A 15,953-nucleotide genomic window follows, 5' to 3' on the forward strand; every position below is an offset into this window, starting at 1 on the left:
CCGTATCCCCGAGACCGGTCAATCGCGGCTCCAGCCAATTGCATCGCAATGATGCGCCGACACCTCTGATGCAACCACGCTCTTGACGTCAGTTCGCCGGCGACCGCGGATACTCATCAGTCTCCACCAGACGCGACAGACTGCACGGTGTGGCGGAGGCCAGTCCTTACGCGGTGAGCTCCGGCCCGCCTGCGGCAATGCCCTGACGGGAGAACTGCCGGATGGAGCGGCTATGACCGCTCCAGCGGGCGTCTCGTTTGGTGCGGCCGGACGTGACTCCTACAGTGACGTCGGACGCTGTACTACCCGAGGAACGACAAGCGCACCGTACGGTCGTGATTCGAGACGTTCGTGTCGACCAGGCACACCGACTGCCACGTCCCCAGCTCCAGTCGTCCCCCGATCACCGGAAGCGTGGCGTGCGGAGGGACGAGGGCCGGGACGACGTGGTCGCGGCCGTGGCCGGGGGCGCCGTGGCGGTGCTGCCAGCGGTTGTCGGCCGGGAGGAGGGCGTGGAGGGCGGAGAGGAGGTCCGCGTCGCTGCCCGCGCCGGTCTCCAGGACGGCGATGCCCGCGGTGGCGTGCGGTACGAAGACGTTGAGGAGGCCGTCGCGGCCGGCCGCCGTGCGGGCCAGGAACTGTTCGCAGTCGGCCGTCAGGTCGGTGACCGTCTCCGTCGCGCCGGTGGTCAGGTGGAGGACGCTGGTGCTGAACGCGGAAGCCATGGGGCCATTGTGCTGCCACGGGAAGATCCGGGCCTCCCGCACGGTTGGTAGAAACGTGAACGATACGGGTGTGCGCGCGGTGGATGTCGTGGTGATCGGTGCTGGCCAGGCGGGGCTGTCGGGCGCCTACCATCTGCGGCGCGTCGGCCTGGAGCCGGATCGCGACTTCGTGGTGCTGGACCATGCGCCGCGCCCCGGCGGCGCCTGGCAGTTCCGGTGGCCGTCGCTGACGTACGGCAAGGTGCACGGCATGCACGCGCTCCCCGGGATGGAGCTGACGGAGGCCGACGAGGCCAGGCCGTCGTCGGAAGTGATCGGGGAGTACTTCGACCGCTACGAGCGCACCTTCGGGCTGCGCGTGCACCGGCCCGTCGAGGTGGTCGCCGTGCGCGAGGGGGAGGACGGGCGGCTGCTCGTCGAGACGTCCGAGGGGCCGTACGCCACTCGGGCGCTGATCAACGCGACCGGCACCTGGGACCGGCCGTTCTGGCCCCGCTATCCGGGGCAGAAAAGCTTCCGCGGCCGGCAGTTGCACACGGCCGGTTACCCGGGTCCCGAGGCGTTCGCCGGGCAGCGGGTGGTGGTCGTGGGTGGCGGGGCCTCCGGGACGCAGCATCTGATGGAGATCGCCGAGGTTGCGGCGGACACCTTCTGGGTGACGCGGCGGCCGCCGGTCTTCCGGGAGGGACCGTTCGGGGCCGAGGAGGGGCGGGCGGCCGTGGCCATGGTCGAGGAACGCGTACGGCGCGGGCTGCCCCCGCAGAGTGTCGTGAGCGTCACCGGGCTGCCGCTGAACGACGCCGTCCGGCGCGCCCGCGCGTCGGGCGTCCTGGACCGGCTCCCGATGTTCGACCGCATCACTCCGACGGGTGTGGCCTGGGACGACGGCCGGAGCATCGAGGCCGACGTCATCCTCTGGGCGACCGGTTTCCGGCCGGCCGTCGACCATCTCGCGCCGCTGCGACTGCGTGAGCCGGGCGGCGGCATCCGCGTCGAGGGCACGCGGGCCGTGCGCGACGAACGGGTGCACCTCGTCGGGTACGGGCCCTCCGCCAGCACCATCGGCGCCAACCGCGCCGGGCGGGCGGCCGTGCGCGACATCGGCCGGCTGCTCGGGCGGACCGGAGCCCCCGTCGGCCCGGCCGCGCGGGAGGCGAGGACGGCGGTGTCGGCCGCCTGACCCCGATCTTGGTAAACCGGTGGCCAGCGCGGTGCGCAGTGCCTCCGTCCCCGTACCGAACACCGCGAACTCCGGGCGGGAACGGCCGGGGTCAGCCCCCGCCCGACTGCCGCCGGTTGCGGTTGAACTCCGCCACATTGCGCTGGTGTTCGGCGTAGTCCGCGGTGAACCGGGTGTCGCCGGGGGCGACTGTCACGAAGTACAGCCAGGGTCCGGGGGTCGGGTCGATCGCCGCCACCATCGCCTGTTCTCCCGGGTTGCCGATGGGGGTGGGCGGGAGCCCCTTGCGCGTATAGCTGTTGTACGGGCTGTCGATCCTCGTGTCTCCGGTGGTGGTGTCCAGGGTGCTGCGGTTCAGGGCGTAGTTGAGCGTGGAGTCCATCTGGAGCGGCATGCCCCGGTCGAGCCGGTTGTGGACCACACGGGACACCTTGCCCATGTCGGAGACGGTGTCGGCCTCGGCCTGGACGAGCGAGGCGATGGTCACCGTCTGGTAGACGGAGACGTCGTTGCGCTGCGCGCCGGCGGTGATGTGGTCCGCGCCGAAGCGCTTCAGCGCGGTGTCGGCCATGTAGCGCAGCAGACTCTCGGGGGTCGTGTCGGAGGTGACCGGATACGTCGCCGGGAAGAGGTACCCCTCGGGGTTGCCCTTCGCCTCGGCCGGCAGGGGAAGGTCCGCCGCCGGCACGGCCTTCTCCGTGGTCCCGGCGGGCTCGTGCAGGGCCTCGTCGACGGCGACGTACACCTGGGAGGCCCGTCGGCCCTCGGGGATCACCAGCGTGCGGGCCTGTTCGGGTGCCTGTTCCTGCCGGGTGAGCAGGGGGACGAGAACGGCGGCACCCAGGGCCAGCACCAGGACGGCGCCGAGGAACAGCACCAGGCGGCCTCGTCTGGTCGGGCGGATCCTGCGTCGGGAGGGGCGGCCGTCCGGGGACTCGTTCACCATGCGGGCACGCTATCCGGCGCCGGTCCGCGCGGTGGGGAGGCCGCCGTCGCGTCACCCGTCGGCGGCGCACCATGTGAACACACGAACAGGGGATCGGATGTTCGCTGGAACGCGTGATCGTATCGCCATTCGTTGCTCAACTGCCGTGCGCCGGTTGATGATTACAGGGCGCAAGCGACGGGCTGCAGACCGCGATCGCGCTGTCCCAGAGATAGACCATGCACAAGGAGAAACACCCGATGAACCTGATCACCAACCTGCTGGCCGGTGTCGTCCACTTCGTGGGTTGGCTCATCTGACCCCTTGCCCCACCCCGGCGCCGTCGCTCCCCGTCCCACGGGAGCGGCGGCGCCGTCGCGTGGGCCGTGCCCGGGTGCTCAGCCGTGCGTCGCGGGCCCGGTGAACGGGGGCTGCGCCGCGAACTCCGGTGCCACGGTGACGACCTGCGCCAAGGTGTCGAGAGTGCGCCGGACCCGGGTCAGCGGATGGTCGGGGAACTCCGCGTCCCACCGCGCGTGGTCGGCCTCGTGGAACGGCAGACCGCCCTGGGCGTCCGGGGCGTAGGGATGCGGCCGGAAGTAGTCCTGGTGCCCGATCCGGGCCATCACCACCGCCTCGCGCATGCCCGTCATGCCCTCCTCCCTCGTCTGGATCTTCACCACCGTGCTGCACCCGGCGCGCGGGACGGTGAAGCTGCCGATGAAGGCCTGGCCGCTCGGCCGGTCCGGCAGCGGGAGTTTGAGTATCTGGCGCAGCGCGGGGAGTCCCCCGAGTGTCTTCACGGACGCCTCGATGAGGCCGCCGCCCGCCCGCGCGATGTGATGGGTGAGCGCGCCCCTCAGGGCGGGGCCGTCGTCGAGTGCGGCCGGCAGATCGGGCGGCAGGTTGAAGAAGTGCAGGGACAGCACGTCGTTGTACTCGTTCGCCCAGGCGTCGTCGGCGACGGGCCGGTATCCGGGGAGCGCGGCCCCGAGGAGAGCTTTCATGCGCGGGGATCATGCCGTATCGCGGCCCGGTGCGGTACGCCGGGGCGCCCGGGTCGACCCGCCGCGGGGGTCTCAGCCCGCCACGGGCGTCAGCCGGGTGTCCCGGCGGACCAGGGCCGCGTACCGCCCGTCCTGCCGGAGAAGTTCCTCGTGGGTGCCGCGCTCCGCAGTGCGTCCGCCGTCCAGGACGACGATCTCGTCCGCGTCGCGCACGGTGGAAAGCCGGTGGGCGATGGTGATGGTGGTGCGGCCGGCGGAGAGCGCGTCGATCGCCTCCTGCACCGCGCCCTCGGTACGGGTGTCCAGGGCGCTGGTGGCCTCGTCGAGGATCAGCACCGGCGGATCACGCAGGATCGTGCGGGCGATGGCGAGGCGCTGCTTCTCGCCGCCGGAGAAGCGGTAGCCGCGTTCGCCGACGAGGGTGTCGTAGCCGTCGGGCAGGGAGGCGATGTGGTCGTGGATCTGGGCGGCGCGGGCGGCCGCCTCGATCTCGGCGTCGGTGGCCCCGGGCTTGGCGAAGCGCAGGTTCTCGGCGACGGAGGCGTGGAAGAGGTAGGTCTCCTGGGAGACCACCCCGACGGCGCGGGCGAGCGTGTCGAAGTCCAGATCGCGGACGTCGACGCCGTCGAGCGTGACGCGGCCGCCGGTGACGTCGTAGAGACGTGGCACGAGATAGCTGAGGGTGGACTTGCCGGAGCCGGTGGGGCCGACGACGGCGAGACTTCCCCCGGCGGGCACGGTCAGGTCGATGGAGCTGAGGGTCTGCGCGCCGGTCCGGTCGTAGGCGAAGTCGACGTTCTCGAAGCGGATCTCGCCGCGGACCGCGTCCAGACGGACCGGCGCGTCGGCCTCGGTGATGTCGGGTTTCAGATCGAGGTACTCGAAGATCCGCTGGAACAGGGCGAGGGAGGTCTGCATCTGCACGCCGGTGGACAGCAGGCTCACGGCGGGACGGAACAGACCCTGCTGGAGGGAGACGAAGGCGACGAGGGTGCCGATGGAGACGTCCGGGCCGCCGGACTGCAGGGCGATGCCCGCCGCCCAGTAGATGACGGCCGGCATGGCGGCCATCACGATGCCGATCGTCGACATCCGCCAGCGTCCGGCCATGCTGGAGCGCACTTCGAGGTCGACCAGTCGCTCGGACTCCTCGGCGAAGCCCCGGGCGAGCGAGTCCGTCCGGCCCATGGTGCGGCCCAGCAGGATGCCGCTGACGGAGAGCGACTCGGTGACGGTGGCGGCCATCGCGGCCATCTGCTTCTGGCGCTGGGTGGTGATCTTCTTGCGCTCCCGGCCCACTCTGCGGCTGATCCAGACGAAGACCGGCAGCAGGAGCAGGGAGACGATCGTCAGACGCCAGTCGAGCGCCAGCATGGCGACGACCGTGGCGACGACGGCGGTGAGGTTGGAGACCAGCGACGTCGCCGTGGAGGTGACGGTGGCCTGCATGCCGCCGATGTCGTTGGCAATGCGGGACTGGACCTCGCCCGTGCGGGTCTTCGTGAAGAAGGCGAGCGGCATCTGCTGGAGCCGTGTGTAGACGGCGGTGCGCAGATCGTGCATGACCCGCTGGCCGACGGTGGTCGAGATCAGCGTCTGGAGCACTCCGAAGACGCTGTTCATCACCGCCGTGAGGATCATCCCGAGGGCGAGCAGCGTGAGCAGCCCGGTACGCCCCTGCGGGATGGCGGTGTCGAGGATCTCGCGCAGCAGGAACGGCGAGGCGACCGAGACCAGCGAGGAGGCGCCGACCAGGAGGCCGACCAGCGCGAGCCGGGCGCGGTAGGGACGGAAGAGGCGGAGGATGCGGCGCAGCTCGGCGGGCGGCTGGTCGCTGTCCTTGGGCGGGGGTGTCCACGTGGGTTCGTCGGGCTTCATGGGCTCCTTCACGGGGCGTGCGACAACAGTGGGTGCGAGGACGGTGGGTGCGGCCGGGGCGCGGGCGCCGACGGCCGGGCGAATAGGAGCATAGCTCATTGTTACCTATACTCACAATGAACAAAGTCCTGATATTGTTCCCGGCATGGACTCCCCCGACCCCGACGGCGTGCTCGCCGAACAGCTGCTGCGGCTGACCCGCAGGCTCCAGCGCATCCAGGGCCGCCAGCTGGAGCCGATCGGCATCACCCCCGCGCAGGCCCGCCTGCTGCGGACCCTCGCGCATTACGACGGCGCCCCCCGGATGGCGGATCTCGCCCAGCGCCTCGATGTCGTCCCGCGCGCCGTGACCACCCTGGTCGACGGGCTGGAGGCGAGCGGCCGGGTGCGCCGCACCCCCGATCCGGACAGCCGCCGGGCCGTCCGGATCCAGCTCACCGACGAGGGCGTCGCCACGCTCCGCTCGTTGCGCAACGCGCGCCGGGCCGCCGCAGAGGAGATCCTGGCTCCATTGACCGCCGATCAGCGCGAGGTGCTCGGCGGTCTGCTGACCGCTCTGGTGAACGGGATGCCGGAGCGTCGCTGCTGACCGGGCGCGCGGCACCGCGCCGCGCCGAGCCGCCGAGGGGATCTGCACATGCCGCTGCTGGAGCCGAAGCCCGAAGCCCTGCGCCCGGACACGGCACGGGCCCCGTCCCACGACCGGGTGCCCGACGACCGGGCGGTGGGCACACCGGAGCCGCTGCGCGGTGACCTGATGGCGCTGCTGGGTCCAGACAAGGTGCTGTGGAAGCTCTCCGACCTCGTGCGCTACGCCTCCGACGCCTCGCCCTACCGGTTCGTGCCGCAGGTCGTCCTGGTGCCCGAGTCCGTCGACGACGTCTCCGCGATCATGGCGTACGCCCGCGACCGGGGCCGCCACGTGGTCTTCCGCGCGGCGGGCACCAGCCTCAACGGGCAGTCCCAGGGCGAGGACATCCTGGTCGACGTCCGGCACCACTGGGCGGGCATCGAGGTCCTGGACGACGGCGCCCGTGCCCGGATCCGTCCGGGGACGACGGTCATGCGGGCCAACGCCACCCTCGCCCGCCACGGCCGGCTGCTGGGCCCCGACCCGGCGAGCGCCATCGCGTGCACCATCGGCGGCGTGGTGGCGAACAACGCCTCCGGCATGACGGCGGGCACCACGCGCAACTCGTACCGGACCGTCGCCTCGCTCACCTTCGTGCTGCCCGGCGGCACGGTGGTGGACACCGCCTCCCCCACGGCCGACGCGGACCTGGCGGCGGCCGAACCGCGGCTCTGCGAGGAACTGCTGGCCCTGAAGGCGGAGATCGAGGCCGATGCCGAGCTGACCGCCCGGATCCGCGCCAAGTACGAGATCAAGAACACCAACGGCTACCGGCTGGACGCCTTCCTCGACGGGGCGACCCCGGTGCAGATCCTGCGCGGGCTCATGGTCGGCTCGGAGGGCACCTTCGGGTTCATCTCCGAGGTCGTCTTCGACACGCTGCCGCTGGACCGCCAGGTCTCGACCGCGCTGCTGTTCTTCCCCAGCCTGCCCGCGGCCGCCGCGGCGGTCCCGCTGTTCAACGAGGCGGGCGCCATCGCCGTGGAGCTGATGGACGGCAACACCCTGCGCGCCTCGGTGAGCGTCAAGGGGGTGCCGGCCGACTGGGCGGAGCTGCCGAAGGAGACGACGGCCCTGCTGGTGGAGTTCCGCTCGCCGGACGCGGCGGGCCGGGATGCCTGCGAGGCGGCGGCCGCCGAGGTCGTGCGCGGGCTGGAGCTGGTCCGGCCGGTCGCCTCGGTGACCAATGAGTTCACCCGGGACGCGGGCACGATCGCGGGGTACTGGAAGGCCCGCAAGGCCTTCGTCACGGCGGTCGGCGGGTCCCGCCCGTCCGGGACGACGCTCATCACGGAAGACTTCGCCGTCCCGCCGTCCCGGCTGGCCGAGGCCTGCGAGGCGCTGCTGGAGCTCCAGGCCGAGCACGGTTTCGACGCGGCGGTCGCGGGCCACGCGGCCCACGGCAATCTCCACTTCCTGCTGGCCTTCGACGCCGCCAAGGAGTCCGACGTCGACCGGTACGCCGCGTTCATGGCCGACTTCTGCCGCCTCACCGTGGAGCGCTTCGACGGCTCGCTCAAGGCGGAGCACGCCACCGGACGCAACATCGCGCCCTTCCTGGAGCTGGAGTGGGGCCCCCGGGCCACCGAGCTGATGTGGCGCACCAAGCAGGTCATCGACCCGGACGGGGTGCTGGCGCCCCGTATCGTCCTGGACCGGGACCCGCGCGCGCATCTGCGCGGTCTGAAGACGATCCCCCGGGTCGAGGCGGTCGCCGACCCCTGCATCGAGTGCGGCTTCTGCGAACCGACCTGCCCCAGCCACGATCTGACGACCTCTCCGCGTCAGCGGATCGTGCTGCGCCGGGAGATGATGCGGCAGCCGGACGGCTCTCCCGCCGAACAGAACCTCCTGGAGGCCTACGGCTACGACGCGGTCGACACGTGCGCGGGCGACTCCACGTGCAAGCTCGCCTGCCCGGTCGGCATCGACACGGGCGCCATGATGAAGGCCTTCCGGCACCGGCGGCACTCGCCGCGCGAGGAGCGGATCGCCGCGCTGACCGCGAAGCGGTTCCGCATGGTCGAGGCGGCGGCCCGGCTGGCGGTCGCCGCGGCCTCCCGGATCGACGACCGGCTGCTCGAAGGGGTGACCGGACTGGCCCGCAGGGCGGTGCGCCCCGATCTCGTACCGGAGTGGCTGCCGGAGATCCCCGGTGCGGCGGCGCGGAAGCTGCCGCGCACCTCCCGGGTCGGGGCCCGCGCGGTGTACTACCCGGCCTGTGTGAACCGGATCTTCGGCAGTCCCGAGGGATATTCCGGACCGTCCCTGCAGCAGGCCGTGGTCCTGGTGTCGGCGCGAGCGGGAAAGCCCGTCTGGATCCCTGACGATGTCGTGGGCACCTGTTGCGCGACCATCTGGCATTCCAAGGGGTACGACGCGGGCAACGCCGTGATGGCGAACCGGATCGTGGAGGCGGCCTGGGGCTGGACGGCGGGTGGCACGTTGCCGCTGGTCGTCGACGCCTCCTCGTGCACGCTCGGCATCGCGGACGAGGTGGTCCCCTATCTGACCGAGGAGAACCGGGAGTTGCACCGGGGTCTGACGGTGATGGACTCCTTGGTCTGGGCGGCCGAGGAACTGCTTCCGGAGCTGACGGTGGTGCGCAGGACCGGTTCGGCGGTGCTGCATCCGACGTGCTCGATGGAGCATCTCGACGATGTCGCCCAGCTGCGGGCGGTCGCGGAGGCCTGCGCCGACGAGGTGATGATGCCGGACGACGCGGCCTGCTGCGGGTTCGCGGGCGACCGGGGCATGCTGCACAAGGAGCTGACGGCGTCGGCGACGAGGAAGGAGGCCGCCGAGGTCAACACCCGCGAGTACGACGCCTATCTGTCGGCCAACCGCATGTGCGAGATCGGCATGGACCGGGCGACGGGCCGCTCGTACCACTCCGCTCTGATGGAGCTGGAACGGGCGACCCGCCCCCGGTAGCCGGCGGGGTCAGCCGCGGCGCAGCACCGCACCGCCCGCGTACCGTGCCGAGGCGCCCAGCTCCTCCTCGATCCTGATGAGCTGGTTGTACTTGGCGGTGCGGTCGGAGCGGGAGAGGGATCCGGTCTTGATCTGGCCGCAGCCCGTCGCGACGGCCAGGTCCGCGATGGTGGTGTCCTCGGTCTCGCCGGAGCGGTGCGACATGACGGCGGTCCAGCCCGCGCGCAGGGCGGTGTCGACGGTGTCGAGCGCTTCGGTGAGCGTGCCGATCTGGTTGACCTTGACGAGGACGGAGTTGCCGACGCCCGTGCGGATGCCCTCGCGCAGCAGGCCCTCGTTGGTGCAGAAGACGTCGTCACCGGTGAGCTGGCAGCGGTCGCCGACCCGGGCGGTCAGCTCCCGCCAGCCGTCCAGGTCGTCCTCGGCCATCGGGTCCTCGATGGAGACGACCGGGTAGGCGTCGATCAGCCGGGCCAGGTAGTCGGCGTTCTCGGAGGGGGTGCGGGTCACGCCCTCCCCCCGGTAGACGTACGCGCCGTCCCGGAAGAACTCCGAGGATGCCGGGTCCATCACCAGTCCGACATCGGTGCCGGGCCGGTATCCGGCACGTTCCACGGCGGCCACCACGAAGTCGAGTGCCTCCTCGGCGGTGCGCAGCGCGGGGGCGAAGCCGCCCTCGTCACCGACGCCCGTGGAGTGTCCGGCGGCCAGCAGGTCGCGGCGGAGCGTGTGGAAGATCTCGGAGCCCATGCGGACGGCCTCCGCGAAGGTCTCCGCGCCCACCGGGGCGATCATGAACTCCTGGAAGTCGAGCGGATTGTCGGCGTGGGCGCCGCCGTTGACGATGTTCATCATCGGCAGCGGGAGCAGCCGGGCGCCGGATCCGCCGAGGTAGCGGTAGAGCGGCAGGCCGTGGGCGGCCGCGGCGGCCTTGGCGGCGGCGAGGGAGACGCCGAGCAGGGCGTTGGCACCGAGGCGCGACTTGTCCGCCGTTCCGTCGAGCGCGACGAGCGCGGCGTCCAGGCCGGCCTGGTCGTCGGCGTCGCGTCCGATGACGGCTGCCGCGATCTCGCCCCTGACGTGGGCGACGGCGGCATCGACGCCCTTGCCGTGCCAGCGCCCGGCGTCGCCGTCGCGCAGTTCCACGGCCTCCCGTGCACCGGTCGAGGCGCCGGAGGGGACGGCGGCGCGCCCCAGGGAGCCGCCGGTGAGTCGGACCTCGGCCTCGACGGTGGGGTTGCCCCGGCTGTCGAGGACGGTGCGGGCGGTGACGGAACGGATGACGGTGGGCTCGGCTGCAGTGGACACCATGGGAGTTCCTTCGCGTGGGCACGTGTCGCGACCTTGCTGCGACAGCGCTGGCGCGTGTCGCGACAACCGAAACTCTACAGCAATGCTGTTCAGTTCTGCTGTTCAGTTGAGCTGTTCAGTTCTGCTGCACAGTTTCGCGGCGGTGTCCGGTGCGGGACGCGAAGCGTCCGGGAGCCGACGACGGGGTGCGGTCGCGCCGCTGATCAGCGGTTAAAGTGGCGCATGCCCATCCCGGAACCCGCCACCGTCGCCGCCGAACTGCGCACCGCGATGGGGAAGCTCACGCGGCGCGTGAAGCACGAGGATCGGATCCCGCACGGACAGGTCTCGGTGCTCGGCACCCTGGACCGCGACGGGGCCATGACCACCAGCGACCTCGCCGCCGACCAGCGCGTACGGCCCCAGTCGATGGCCCGCGCCGTCGGCCTGCTCATGGATCAGGGCCTGGTGATCCGCCGTGCCCACCCCACCGACGGCCGCAAGACCCTGGTCGAGCTGTCCCCCGAGGGGCGGGCGGCGCTGGAGGCCGAGCGCGGCCGCCGGGCCGGCTGGCTCGCGCAGGTCATCGAGACCGAACTCACCGGTGAGGAGCGCGACGTGCTCGCGCGCAGCGCGGAGCTGATGGAGCGGCTGGCCGCGCGTTAGAAGCGGGCGTGCGGACGGCGCGCCCCGCGGCCGTCAGGCTTTGAGGCCGGCGCGGTCGCCCATCACCACGACCGGGTGCTGCTTCGGGTCCAGGGTGCGCAGCAGCTTCTCCATGCCCTGCTTCGGCAGACTCACACAGGCCGAGGTGCCGCTGCCGTGGTCCATGTGGAGCCAGATGCTGCCGCCCTTGGACTGGCCCTCGGGGCGCGTCGGATCGTTGGGGGCCGTGCCCTTGACGCGGTTGTAGTCGATGGCGATGACGTAGTCGAAGTCGTGCCAGTACGGCTTGGACCAGTACCGGGGCGCGCGGATCGAGGCGGATTCGGTGTACGGGAGGAGGGCGCCCGGGTCGGGGAGCGCGCCGCCCGCGTCGGTGAGGGTGAAGACGCCGATCGGGGAGCGCTTGTCGTCCTCGTGGTGGTCGGGGGTCCAGCCCTTGCGGCCGTTGTGGGACTTCCAGGCGGCCACCTTGTCCCAGGTGCTGCCGGTGCGGGTGTAGAGGACGACCGTGGAGTCCGGGGAGTTCCGGCCGGCTCCGTAGACGGCGACGACCTGGCGGGACTCGGCGGGGATCTGCGCCCGGTACCGGTCGCCCACGTCCGGGATGCGCGTCAGGCCGGTGGTCGGTGCCGCGTCCGCGCCGTCCTTGGGAGATCCGGACGAGCGCGCACCGGCCTTCCGTCCGTCGTGCCCGTCGCCGCACGACGTCAGCGCGGTGAGCAGGGCACCGCAGGCGACCGCCGCGACCACGACTCGTACCGCACCGGCTCCCCGCGTCCGTCGTATAAGCATCCGTCCATGCTCGCATCCCCCGGCGGGCGGAGGGTGTCACCGGCCGGTGACCGGGGCGAATGCGTGCCCAATCTTTACTCCGAGTCCGCGTCCGCGGACGGGTCCGTCACACTTCGGGTGCGCAACGGTCCCCGGACGGACCGGCGCGTAAAAGGGTTTGCCTCGCCGTGTGCGGGGGCGCGAGGCTGGGACGGTTTGGTCCCCCACGCGCCTTCCCGTATGCCCGCGGGCCCTTCGGTCCGCTCCTCTTCCGATCTCTTGGGACGTCATGCACATTCGCGATCTTCCGTTCTCGGATCCCGGCGATCCCGATGTCCGGTCGGGCCCCCGTTTTCTGCTCTGGCTCGGCCGCAACCAGATCCGCGGACAGCTCAAGTCCCTGGCGTGGGGCCTGCTCCAGCAGTGCTCGGTCGCCGCACTGCCGCTCGCCGTCGGCTTCGCCGTGCAGGCGGTCGTGGACCGGTCCGGCGGACGGCTGGCGCTGGCCGGAGGTCTGCTCGCGGTCCTCGGCGTCCTCATCGCGGTGGGCGACACCATGCTGCACCGCACCGCCGTCACCAACTGGATCACCGCCGCCGCCCGGGTGCAGCAACTGCTGGCCCGCAAGACGGCGGAGCTGGGCTCGGCGCTGACCCGCCGGGTCGCGGCGGGCGAGGTCGTCGCGGTCTCCACCGGCGACGTGGAGAAGATCGGCTGGTTCGTGGAGGCGCTGTCGCGCTTCGCGGCGGCGGCCGCCACGCTGGCCATCGTCTGTGCCGCGCTGGTGCTCTATCTGCCGTCCCTGGGCGTGCTGGTGGCGCTCGCCGTTCCGGTGCTGGCCCTGGCCGTGCTGCCGCTGCTGCCCCGGGCCACCCGCCGGGCCGACGTCCAGCGCGAGAAGGCGGGCCGGGCCACCGAGCTGGCCTCGGACACCGTCGCCGGGCTGCGCGTGCTGCGCGGCATCGGCGGCGAGGACCTGTTCCTCGGCCGCTACCGCGAGGCCTCCCAGGAGGTCCGCAAGGCCGCCGTGCACAGCGCGCGCATGTGGTCGCTGATCTCGGCGGTCCAGGTGCTCCTGCCGGGCCTGCTGCTGATCTCGCTGGTCGTGTACGGGGCGCGGCTCGCGCAGGACGGGACGATCGGGGTCGGCAAGCTGGTGACGGTGTACAGCGCGGTGACGCTGATGCTGCTGCCGCTGCGGCACTTCGAGGAGATCGCCATGGCGTACTCCTTCTCCCGGCCCTCCGCCGCGCGCGCGGTCCGTGTCCTCTCGCTGAACCGGACCACCGGGCCGACCGGGGCGGACACCGTGCCGACCGGTGATCTGTACGATCCGGCGACCGGACTGCTGGCCCCGGAGGGGCTGTTCACCGCGGTGGTGTGCGGCGACCCGGACGAGGCCGGCCGGCTCGCGGAACGGCTCGGCGGCCATGCCGCGCCGGCCGCGGAGCGGGCCGACGAGAAGGCGGGGGCCGAGGCGCCCGCACCACCGTCGGTGCTGCTCGGCGGCGTCGCCCTGGACGAACTGGACCTGGACGCGGCGCGGACCGCGGTGCTGGTCCAGGACAAGGATCCGGTGCTGCTGTCGGGCACCCTGCGCGAACTGCTCGACGTACCGGCCTCCGGCCGGGTGACCGCCGAGGACGCGCTGGCCGCCGCGCGGTGCGGTGACGTGCTGGACGCGCTCGCGCAGGCGTCGGCGCACGGCGACGGGGACCCCATGGACGCCCGGATCACCGAACGCGGCCGCTCCCTCTCCGGCGGTCAGCGCCAACGGCTGGCGCTGGCCCGCTCGCTGGTGACGGACCCGGAGGCCCTGGTGCTCGACGAGCCGACGTCCGCCGTCGACTCGCACACCGAGGCACGCGTCGCCGAGGGCATCAAGGCGCTGCGCAAGGACCGTACGACGGTGGCGTTCGCCTCCTCACCGCTGCTGCTGGACCTGGCGGACCGGGTGGCACTGGTCCACGACGGTTCCGTGGTGGCCGTCGGCACCCACCGCGACCTGTTGCGGGACGAACCGCGTTACCGCGCGGTCGTCACCCGGGAGACCGACGCCGAGATCGCGGCGGCCGCCCCAAAACCGGACAACGACATCGAGACGATCGACACGATCGAGGAAATCGAGGAACGGGCATGATCGGCGTCGCACCCCCGGCGTACGACCCCGCCGCCCCCGAGTCGGCGACGACCCTCCCGGTCGGCACCCCCACCACCGTACGCACCTACGTCCGCGAGCTGATGCACCGTCACCGGGGGCCGTTCCTCGTGGTCACGGCGCTCAACTGCGTGGCGGTGATCGCGTCGATCGTGGGTCCGTACCTGCTGGGCGACGTGGTCGAGAAGCTGTCCGACGGGGTCACCGATCTCCATCTGGAGCGCACCGCCGCGGTGTTCGCCCTGGCCCTGGTCGTCCAGACCGTGGTGACCCGGATGATGCGGCTGCGCAGCGCGATGCTCGGCGAGGAGATGCTGGCCGACCTGCGCGAGGACTTCCTCGTGCGCTCGGTCCGGCTGCCCCCGGGGGTGCTGGAGCGGGCCGGGACGGGCGATCTGCTCTCCCGGATCACCACGGACATCGACCGTCTCGCCAACGCGATGCGGGAGGCCGTGCCCCAGCTGGCGATCGGTGTGGTGTGGGCGGGACTGCTGCTCGGCGCGCTCGCCGTCACCGCTCCCCCGCTGGCGCTGTCGGTGCTGGTGGCACTGCCGCTCATGCTGACCGGCTGCCGCTGGTACTTCCGCCGGGCGCCTGCCGCGTACCGCTCGGAGGCGGCGGGTTACGCGGCCGTGGCCGCCGTGCTCGCGGAGACGGTGGACGCCGGGCGGACCGTGGAGGCGCACCGTCTGGGCGCGCGCCGGGTGGCGCTGTCGGACCGGCGGGTCAAGGAGTGGACGGCCTGGGAGCGGTACACGCTGTTCCTGCGGTCGGTGCTGTTCCCCGTCATCAACACCACGTTCGTGACGATCCTCGGCTCGGTCCTGATGCTCGGCGGCTGGTTCGTCATCGAGGGCTGGCTCACCGTGGGCCAGTTGACGACGGGTGCGCTGCTCGCGCAGATGATGGTCGACCCGATCAACCTGATCCTGCGCTGGTACGACGAGTTGCAGGTGGCGCAGGTGTCGCTGGCCCGGCTGGTGGGCGTCCGGGACATCGAACCGGACGCGGGCGACGCCTCGGTGGACCCGGAGGGCCGCGAGGTGCGGGCCGAGGAGGTCCGGTTCGGGTACCGCGCCGGGCTGGACGTGCTGCACGACGTGTCGCTGGACGTCGCTCCCGGGACGCGGCTGGCGCTGGTCGGACCGTCGGGCGCGGGCAAGTCGACGCTGGGACGACTGCTGGCCGGGATCTATGCCCCGCGCGCGGGCGAGGTGACGCTCGGCGGCGCGCGGCTGTCGCGGATGCCGGCGGAGCGGGTCCGCACGCATGTGGCGCTGGTCAACCAGGAACACCATGTGTTCGTCGGCTCGCTGCGTGACAATCTGCTCCTCGCGCGCACCGACGCGCAGGACGCGGAGCTGTGGGCCTCGCTGGCCGCGGTCGACGCGGACGGCTGGGCGCGGGCGCTCGACGACGGGCTCGCCACCGAGGTCGGTTCCGGCGGTCTGGCGCTCACTCCCGCCCAGGCGCAACAGGTCGCCCTCGCCCGGCTGGTGCTGGCCGATCCGCACACCCTGGTGCTCGACGAGGCGACGTCGCTCCTGGATCCGCGTGCCGCCCGGCACCTGGAGCGTTCGTTGGCCCGGGTGCTGGACGGCCGTACGGTCGTGGCGATCGCCCACCGGCTGCACACCGCGCACGACGCGGATGTCATCGCGGTCGTCGAGGAGGGCCGGATCAGTGAACTGGGCAGCCACGACGAGCTGGTGGCCGCGGACGGCGCGTACGCGGCGCTGTGGCGGTCCTGGCACGGCTGACAGGGGTGGCCACTCGCCCCGACCGGAC

The 15,953-nt window shown here is 72.2% G+C and carries 12 protein-coding genes; 6 read left to right on the forward strand and 6 right to left on the reverse strand.

Annotation, left to right across the window (positions count from 1 at the left end; all coding sequences use genetic code 11):
• Window positions 1–302: 302 nt before the first annotated feature.
• Window positions 303–725: a secondary thiamine-phosphate synthase enzyme YjbQ gene (locus tag ACFVDM_RS12855; RefSeq protein WP_383637220.1), complete on the reverse strand. Its 423-nt coding sequence runs from the start codon at window positions 723–725 to the stop codon at window positions 303–305.
• Between the two features lie 70 nt (window positions 726–795).
• Here ACFVDM_RS12855 and ACFVDM_RS12860 point away from each other — a divergent pair, with 70 nt between their 5' ends.
• Window positions 796–1,905, forward strand: coding sequence for an NAD(P)-binding domain-containing protein (locus ACFVDM_RS12860; protein WP_383637223.1), 1,110 nt, complete (start codon window positions 796–798; stop codon window positions 1,903–1,905).
• Between the two features lie 91 nt (window positions 1,906–1,996).
• On the opposite strand, the gene mltG is transcribed toward ACFVDM_RS12860, so the two are convergent.
• From mltG to ACFVDM_RS12875, 3 genes are all read right to left on the reverse strand, one after another.
• The gene (gene mltG / locus ACFVDM_RS12865) at window positions 1,997–2,851 is read right to left on the reverse strand and encodes an endolytic transglycosylase MltG (RefSeq protein ID WP_383637226.1); all 855 of its coding nucleotides are present in this window, start codon (window positions 2,849–2,851) and stop codon (window positions 1,997–1,999) included.
• A gap of 377 nt (window positions 2,852–3,228) precedes the next feature.
• The gene (locus ACFVDM_RS12870) at window positions 3,229–3,837 is read right to left on the reverse strand and encodes a hypothetical protein (protein ID WP_383637229.1); all 609 of its coding nucleotides are present in this window, start codon (window positions 3,835–3,837) and stop codon (window positions 3,229–3,231) included.
• Window positions 3,838–3,909: 72 nt separating this feature from the next.
• The gene (locus ACFVDM_RS12875) at window positions 3,910–5,715 is read right to left on the reverse strand and encodes an ABC transporter ATP-binding protein (protein WP_383637232.1); all 1,806 of its coding nucleotides are present in this window, start codon (window positions 5,713–5,715) and stop codon (window positions 3,910–3,912) included.
• A gap of 145 nt (window positions 5,716–5,860) precedes the next feature.
• On the opposite strand from ACFVDM_RS12875, the gene ACFVDM_RS12880 reads away from it, so the two are divergent.
• Both ACFVDM_RS12880 and ACFVDM_RS12885 read left to right on the forward strand, forming a co-directional pair.
• Window positions 5,861–6,304, forward strand: a complete 444-nt coding sequence (locus tag ACFVDM_RS12880) for a MarR family winged helix-turn-helix transcriptional regulator (RefSeq protein ID WP_383637235.1) — start codon at window positions 5,861–5,863, stop codon at window positions 6,302–6,304.
• A 48-nt stretch (window positions 6,305–6,352) separates the two neighbouring features.
• Window positions 6,353–9,280: an FAD-binding and (Fe-S)-binding domain-containing protein gene (locus tag ACFVDM_RS12885; protein WP_383637237.1), complete on the forward strand. Its 2,928-nt coding sequence runs from the start codon at window positions 6,353–6,355 to the stop codon at window positions 9,278–9,280.
• 9 nt (window positions 9,281–9,289) lie between these two features.
• Here ACFVDM_RS12885 and eno read toward each other — a convergent pair whose 3' ends face one another.
• Window positions 9,290–10,591 carry a phosphopyruvate hydratase gene (gene eno, locus ACFVDM_RS12890; RefSeq protein ID WP_383637240.1) on the reverse strand — a complete coding sequence of 434 codons (1,302 nt, stop codon included), beginning with the start codon at window positions 10,589–10,591 and terminating at the stop codon, window positions 9,290–9,292.
• Window positions 10,592–10,813: 222 nt separating this feature from the next.
• Between eno and ACFVDM_RS12895 the strand changes: the two genes are divergently transcribed.
• Window positions 10,814–11,236 carry a MarR family winged helix-turn-helix transcriptional regulator gene (locus ACFVDM_RS12895; RefSeq protein WP_383637244.1) on the forward strand — a complete coding sequence of 141 codons (423 nt, stop codon included), beginning with the start codon at window positions 10,814–10,816 and terminating at the stop codon, window positions 11,234–11,236.
• A gap of 33 nt (window positions 11,237–11,269) precedes the next feature.
• Here ACFVDM_RS12895 and ACFVDM_RS12900 read toward each other — a convergent pair whose 3' ends face one another.
• A complete protein-coding gene (locus ACFVDM_RS12900) occupies window positions 11,270–12,028 on the reverse strand; it encodes a hypothetical protein (protein WP_383637247.1) in 759 nt (252 codons plus the stop codon).
• Between the two features lie 268 nt (window positions 12,029–12,296).
• On the opposite strand from ACFVDM_RS12900, the gene ACFVDM_RS12905 reads away from it, so the two are divergent.
• Together ACFVDM_RS12905 and ACFVDM_RS12910 are read left to right on the forward strand one after the other, a co-directional pair.
• Window positions 12,297–14,147, forward strand: a complete 1,851-nt coding sequence (locus ACFVDM_RS12905; protein ID WP_383637250.1) for an ABC transporter transmembrane domain-containing protein — start codon at window positions 12,297–12,299, stop codon at window positions 14,145–14,147.
• Window positions 14,144–15,925, forward strand: a complete 1,782-nt coding sequence (locus ACFVDM_RS12910; protein ID WP_383637253.1) for an ABC transporter ATP-binding protein — start codon at window positions 14,144–14,146, stop codon at window positions 15,923–15,925. The genes ACFVDM_RS12905 and ACFVDM_RS12910 overlap by 4 nt, the downstream gene beginning before the upstream one ends.
• The last annotated feature ends 28 nt before the right edge of the window (window positions 15,926–15,953 follow it).

The organism is Streptomyces sp. NPDC057682, assembly GCF_042799575.1.
GTDB lineage: Bacteria > Actinomycetota > Actinomycetes > Streptomycetales > Streptomycetaceae > Streptomyces.

Excerpts from the sequence above, each read along its gene's own strand:
- ACFVDM_RS12855 (WP_383637220.1), bottom strand. The coding sequence starts at position 725 with ATGGCTTCCGCGTTCAGCACCAGCGTCCTCCACCTGACCACCGGCGCG.
- mltG (WP_383637226.1), bottom strand. The coding sequence starts at position 2,851 with ATGGTGAACGAGTCCCCGGACGGCCGCCCCTCCCGACGCAGGATCCGC.
- ACFVDM_RS12870 (WP_383637229.1), bottom strand. The coding sequence starts at position 3,837 with ATGAAAGCTCTCCTCGGGGCCGCGCTCCCCGGATACCGGCCCGTCGCC.
- ACFVDM_RS12875 (WP_383637232.1), bottom strand. The coding sequence starts at position 5,715 with ATGAAGCCCGACGAACCCACGTGGACACCCCCGCCCAAGGACAGCGAC.
- ACFVDM_RS12880 (WP_383637235.1), top strand. The coding sequence starts at position 5,861 with ATGGACTCCCCCGACCCCGACGGCGTGCTCGCCGAACAGCTGCTGCGG.
- ACFVDM_RS12885 (WP_383637237.1), top strand. The coding sequence starts at position 6,353 with ATGCCGCTGCTGGAGCCGAAGCCCGAAGCCCTGCGCCCGGACACGGCA.
- eno (WP_383637240.1), bottom strand. The coding sequence starts at position 10,591 with ATGGTGTCCACTGCAGCCGAGCCCACCGTCATCCGTTCCGTCACCGCC.
- ACFVDM_RS12895 (WP_383637244.1), top strand. The coding sequence starts at position 10,814 with ATGCCCATCCCGGAACCCGCCACCGTCGCCGCCGAACTGCGCACCGCG.
- ACFVDM_RS12900 (WP_383637247.1), bottom strand. The coding sequence starts at position 12,028 with ATGCTTATACGACGGACGCGGGGAGCCGGTGCGGTACGAGTCGTGGTC.
- ACFVDM_RS12905 (WP_383637250.1), top strand. The coding sequence starts at position 12,297 with ATGCACATTCGCGATCTTCCGTTCTCGGATCCCGGCGATCCCGATGTC.
- ACFVDM_RS12910 (WP_383637253.1), top strand. The coding sequence starts at position 14,144 with ATGATCGGCGTCGCACCCCCGGCGTACGACCCCGCCGCCCCCGAGTCG.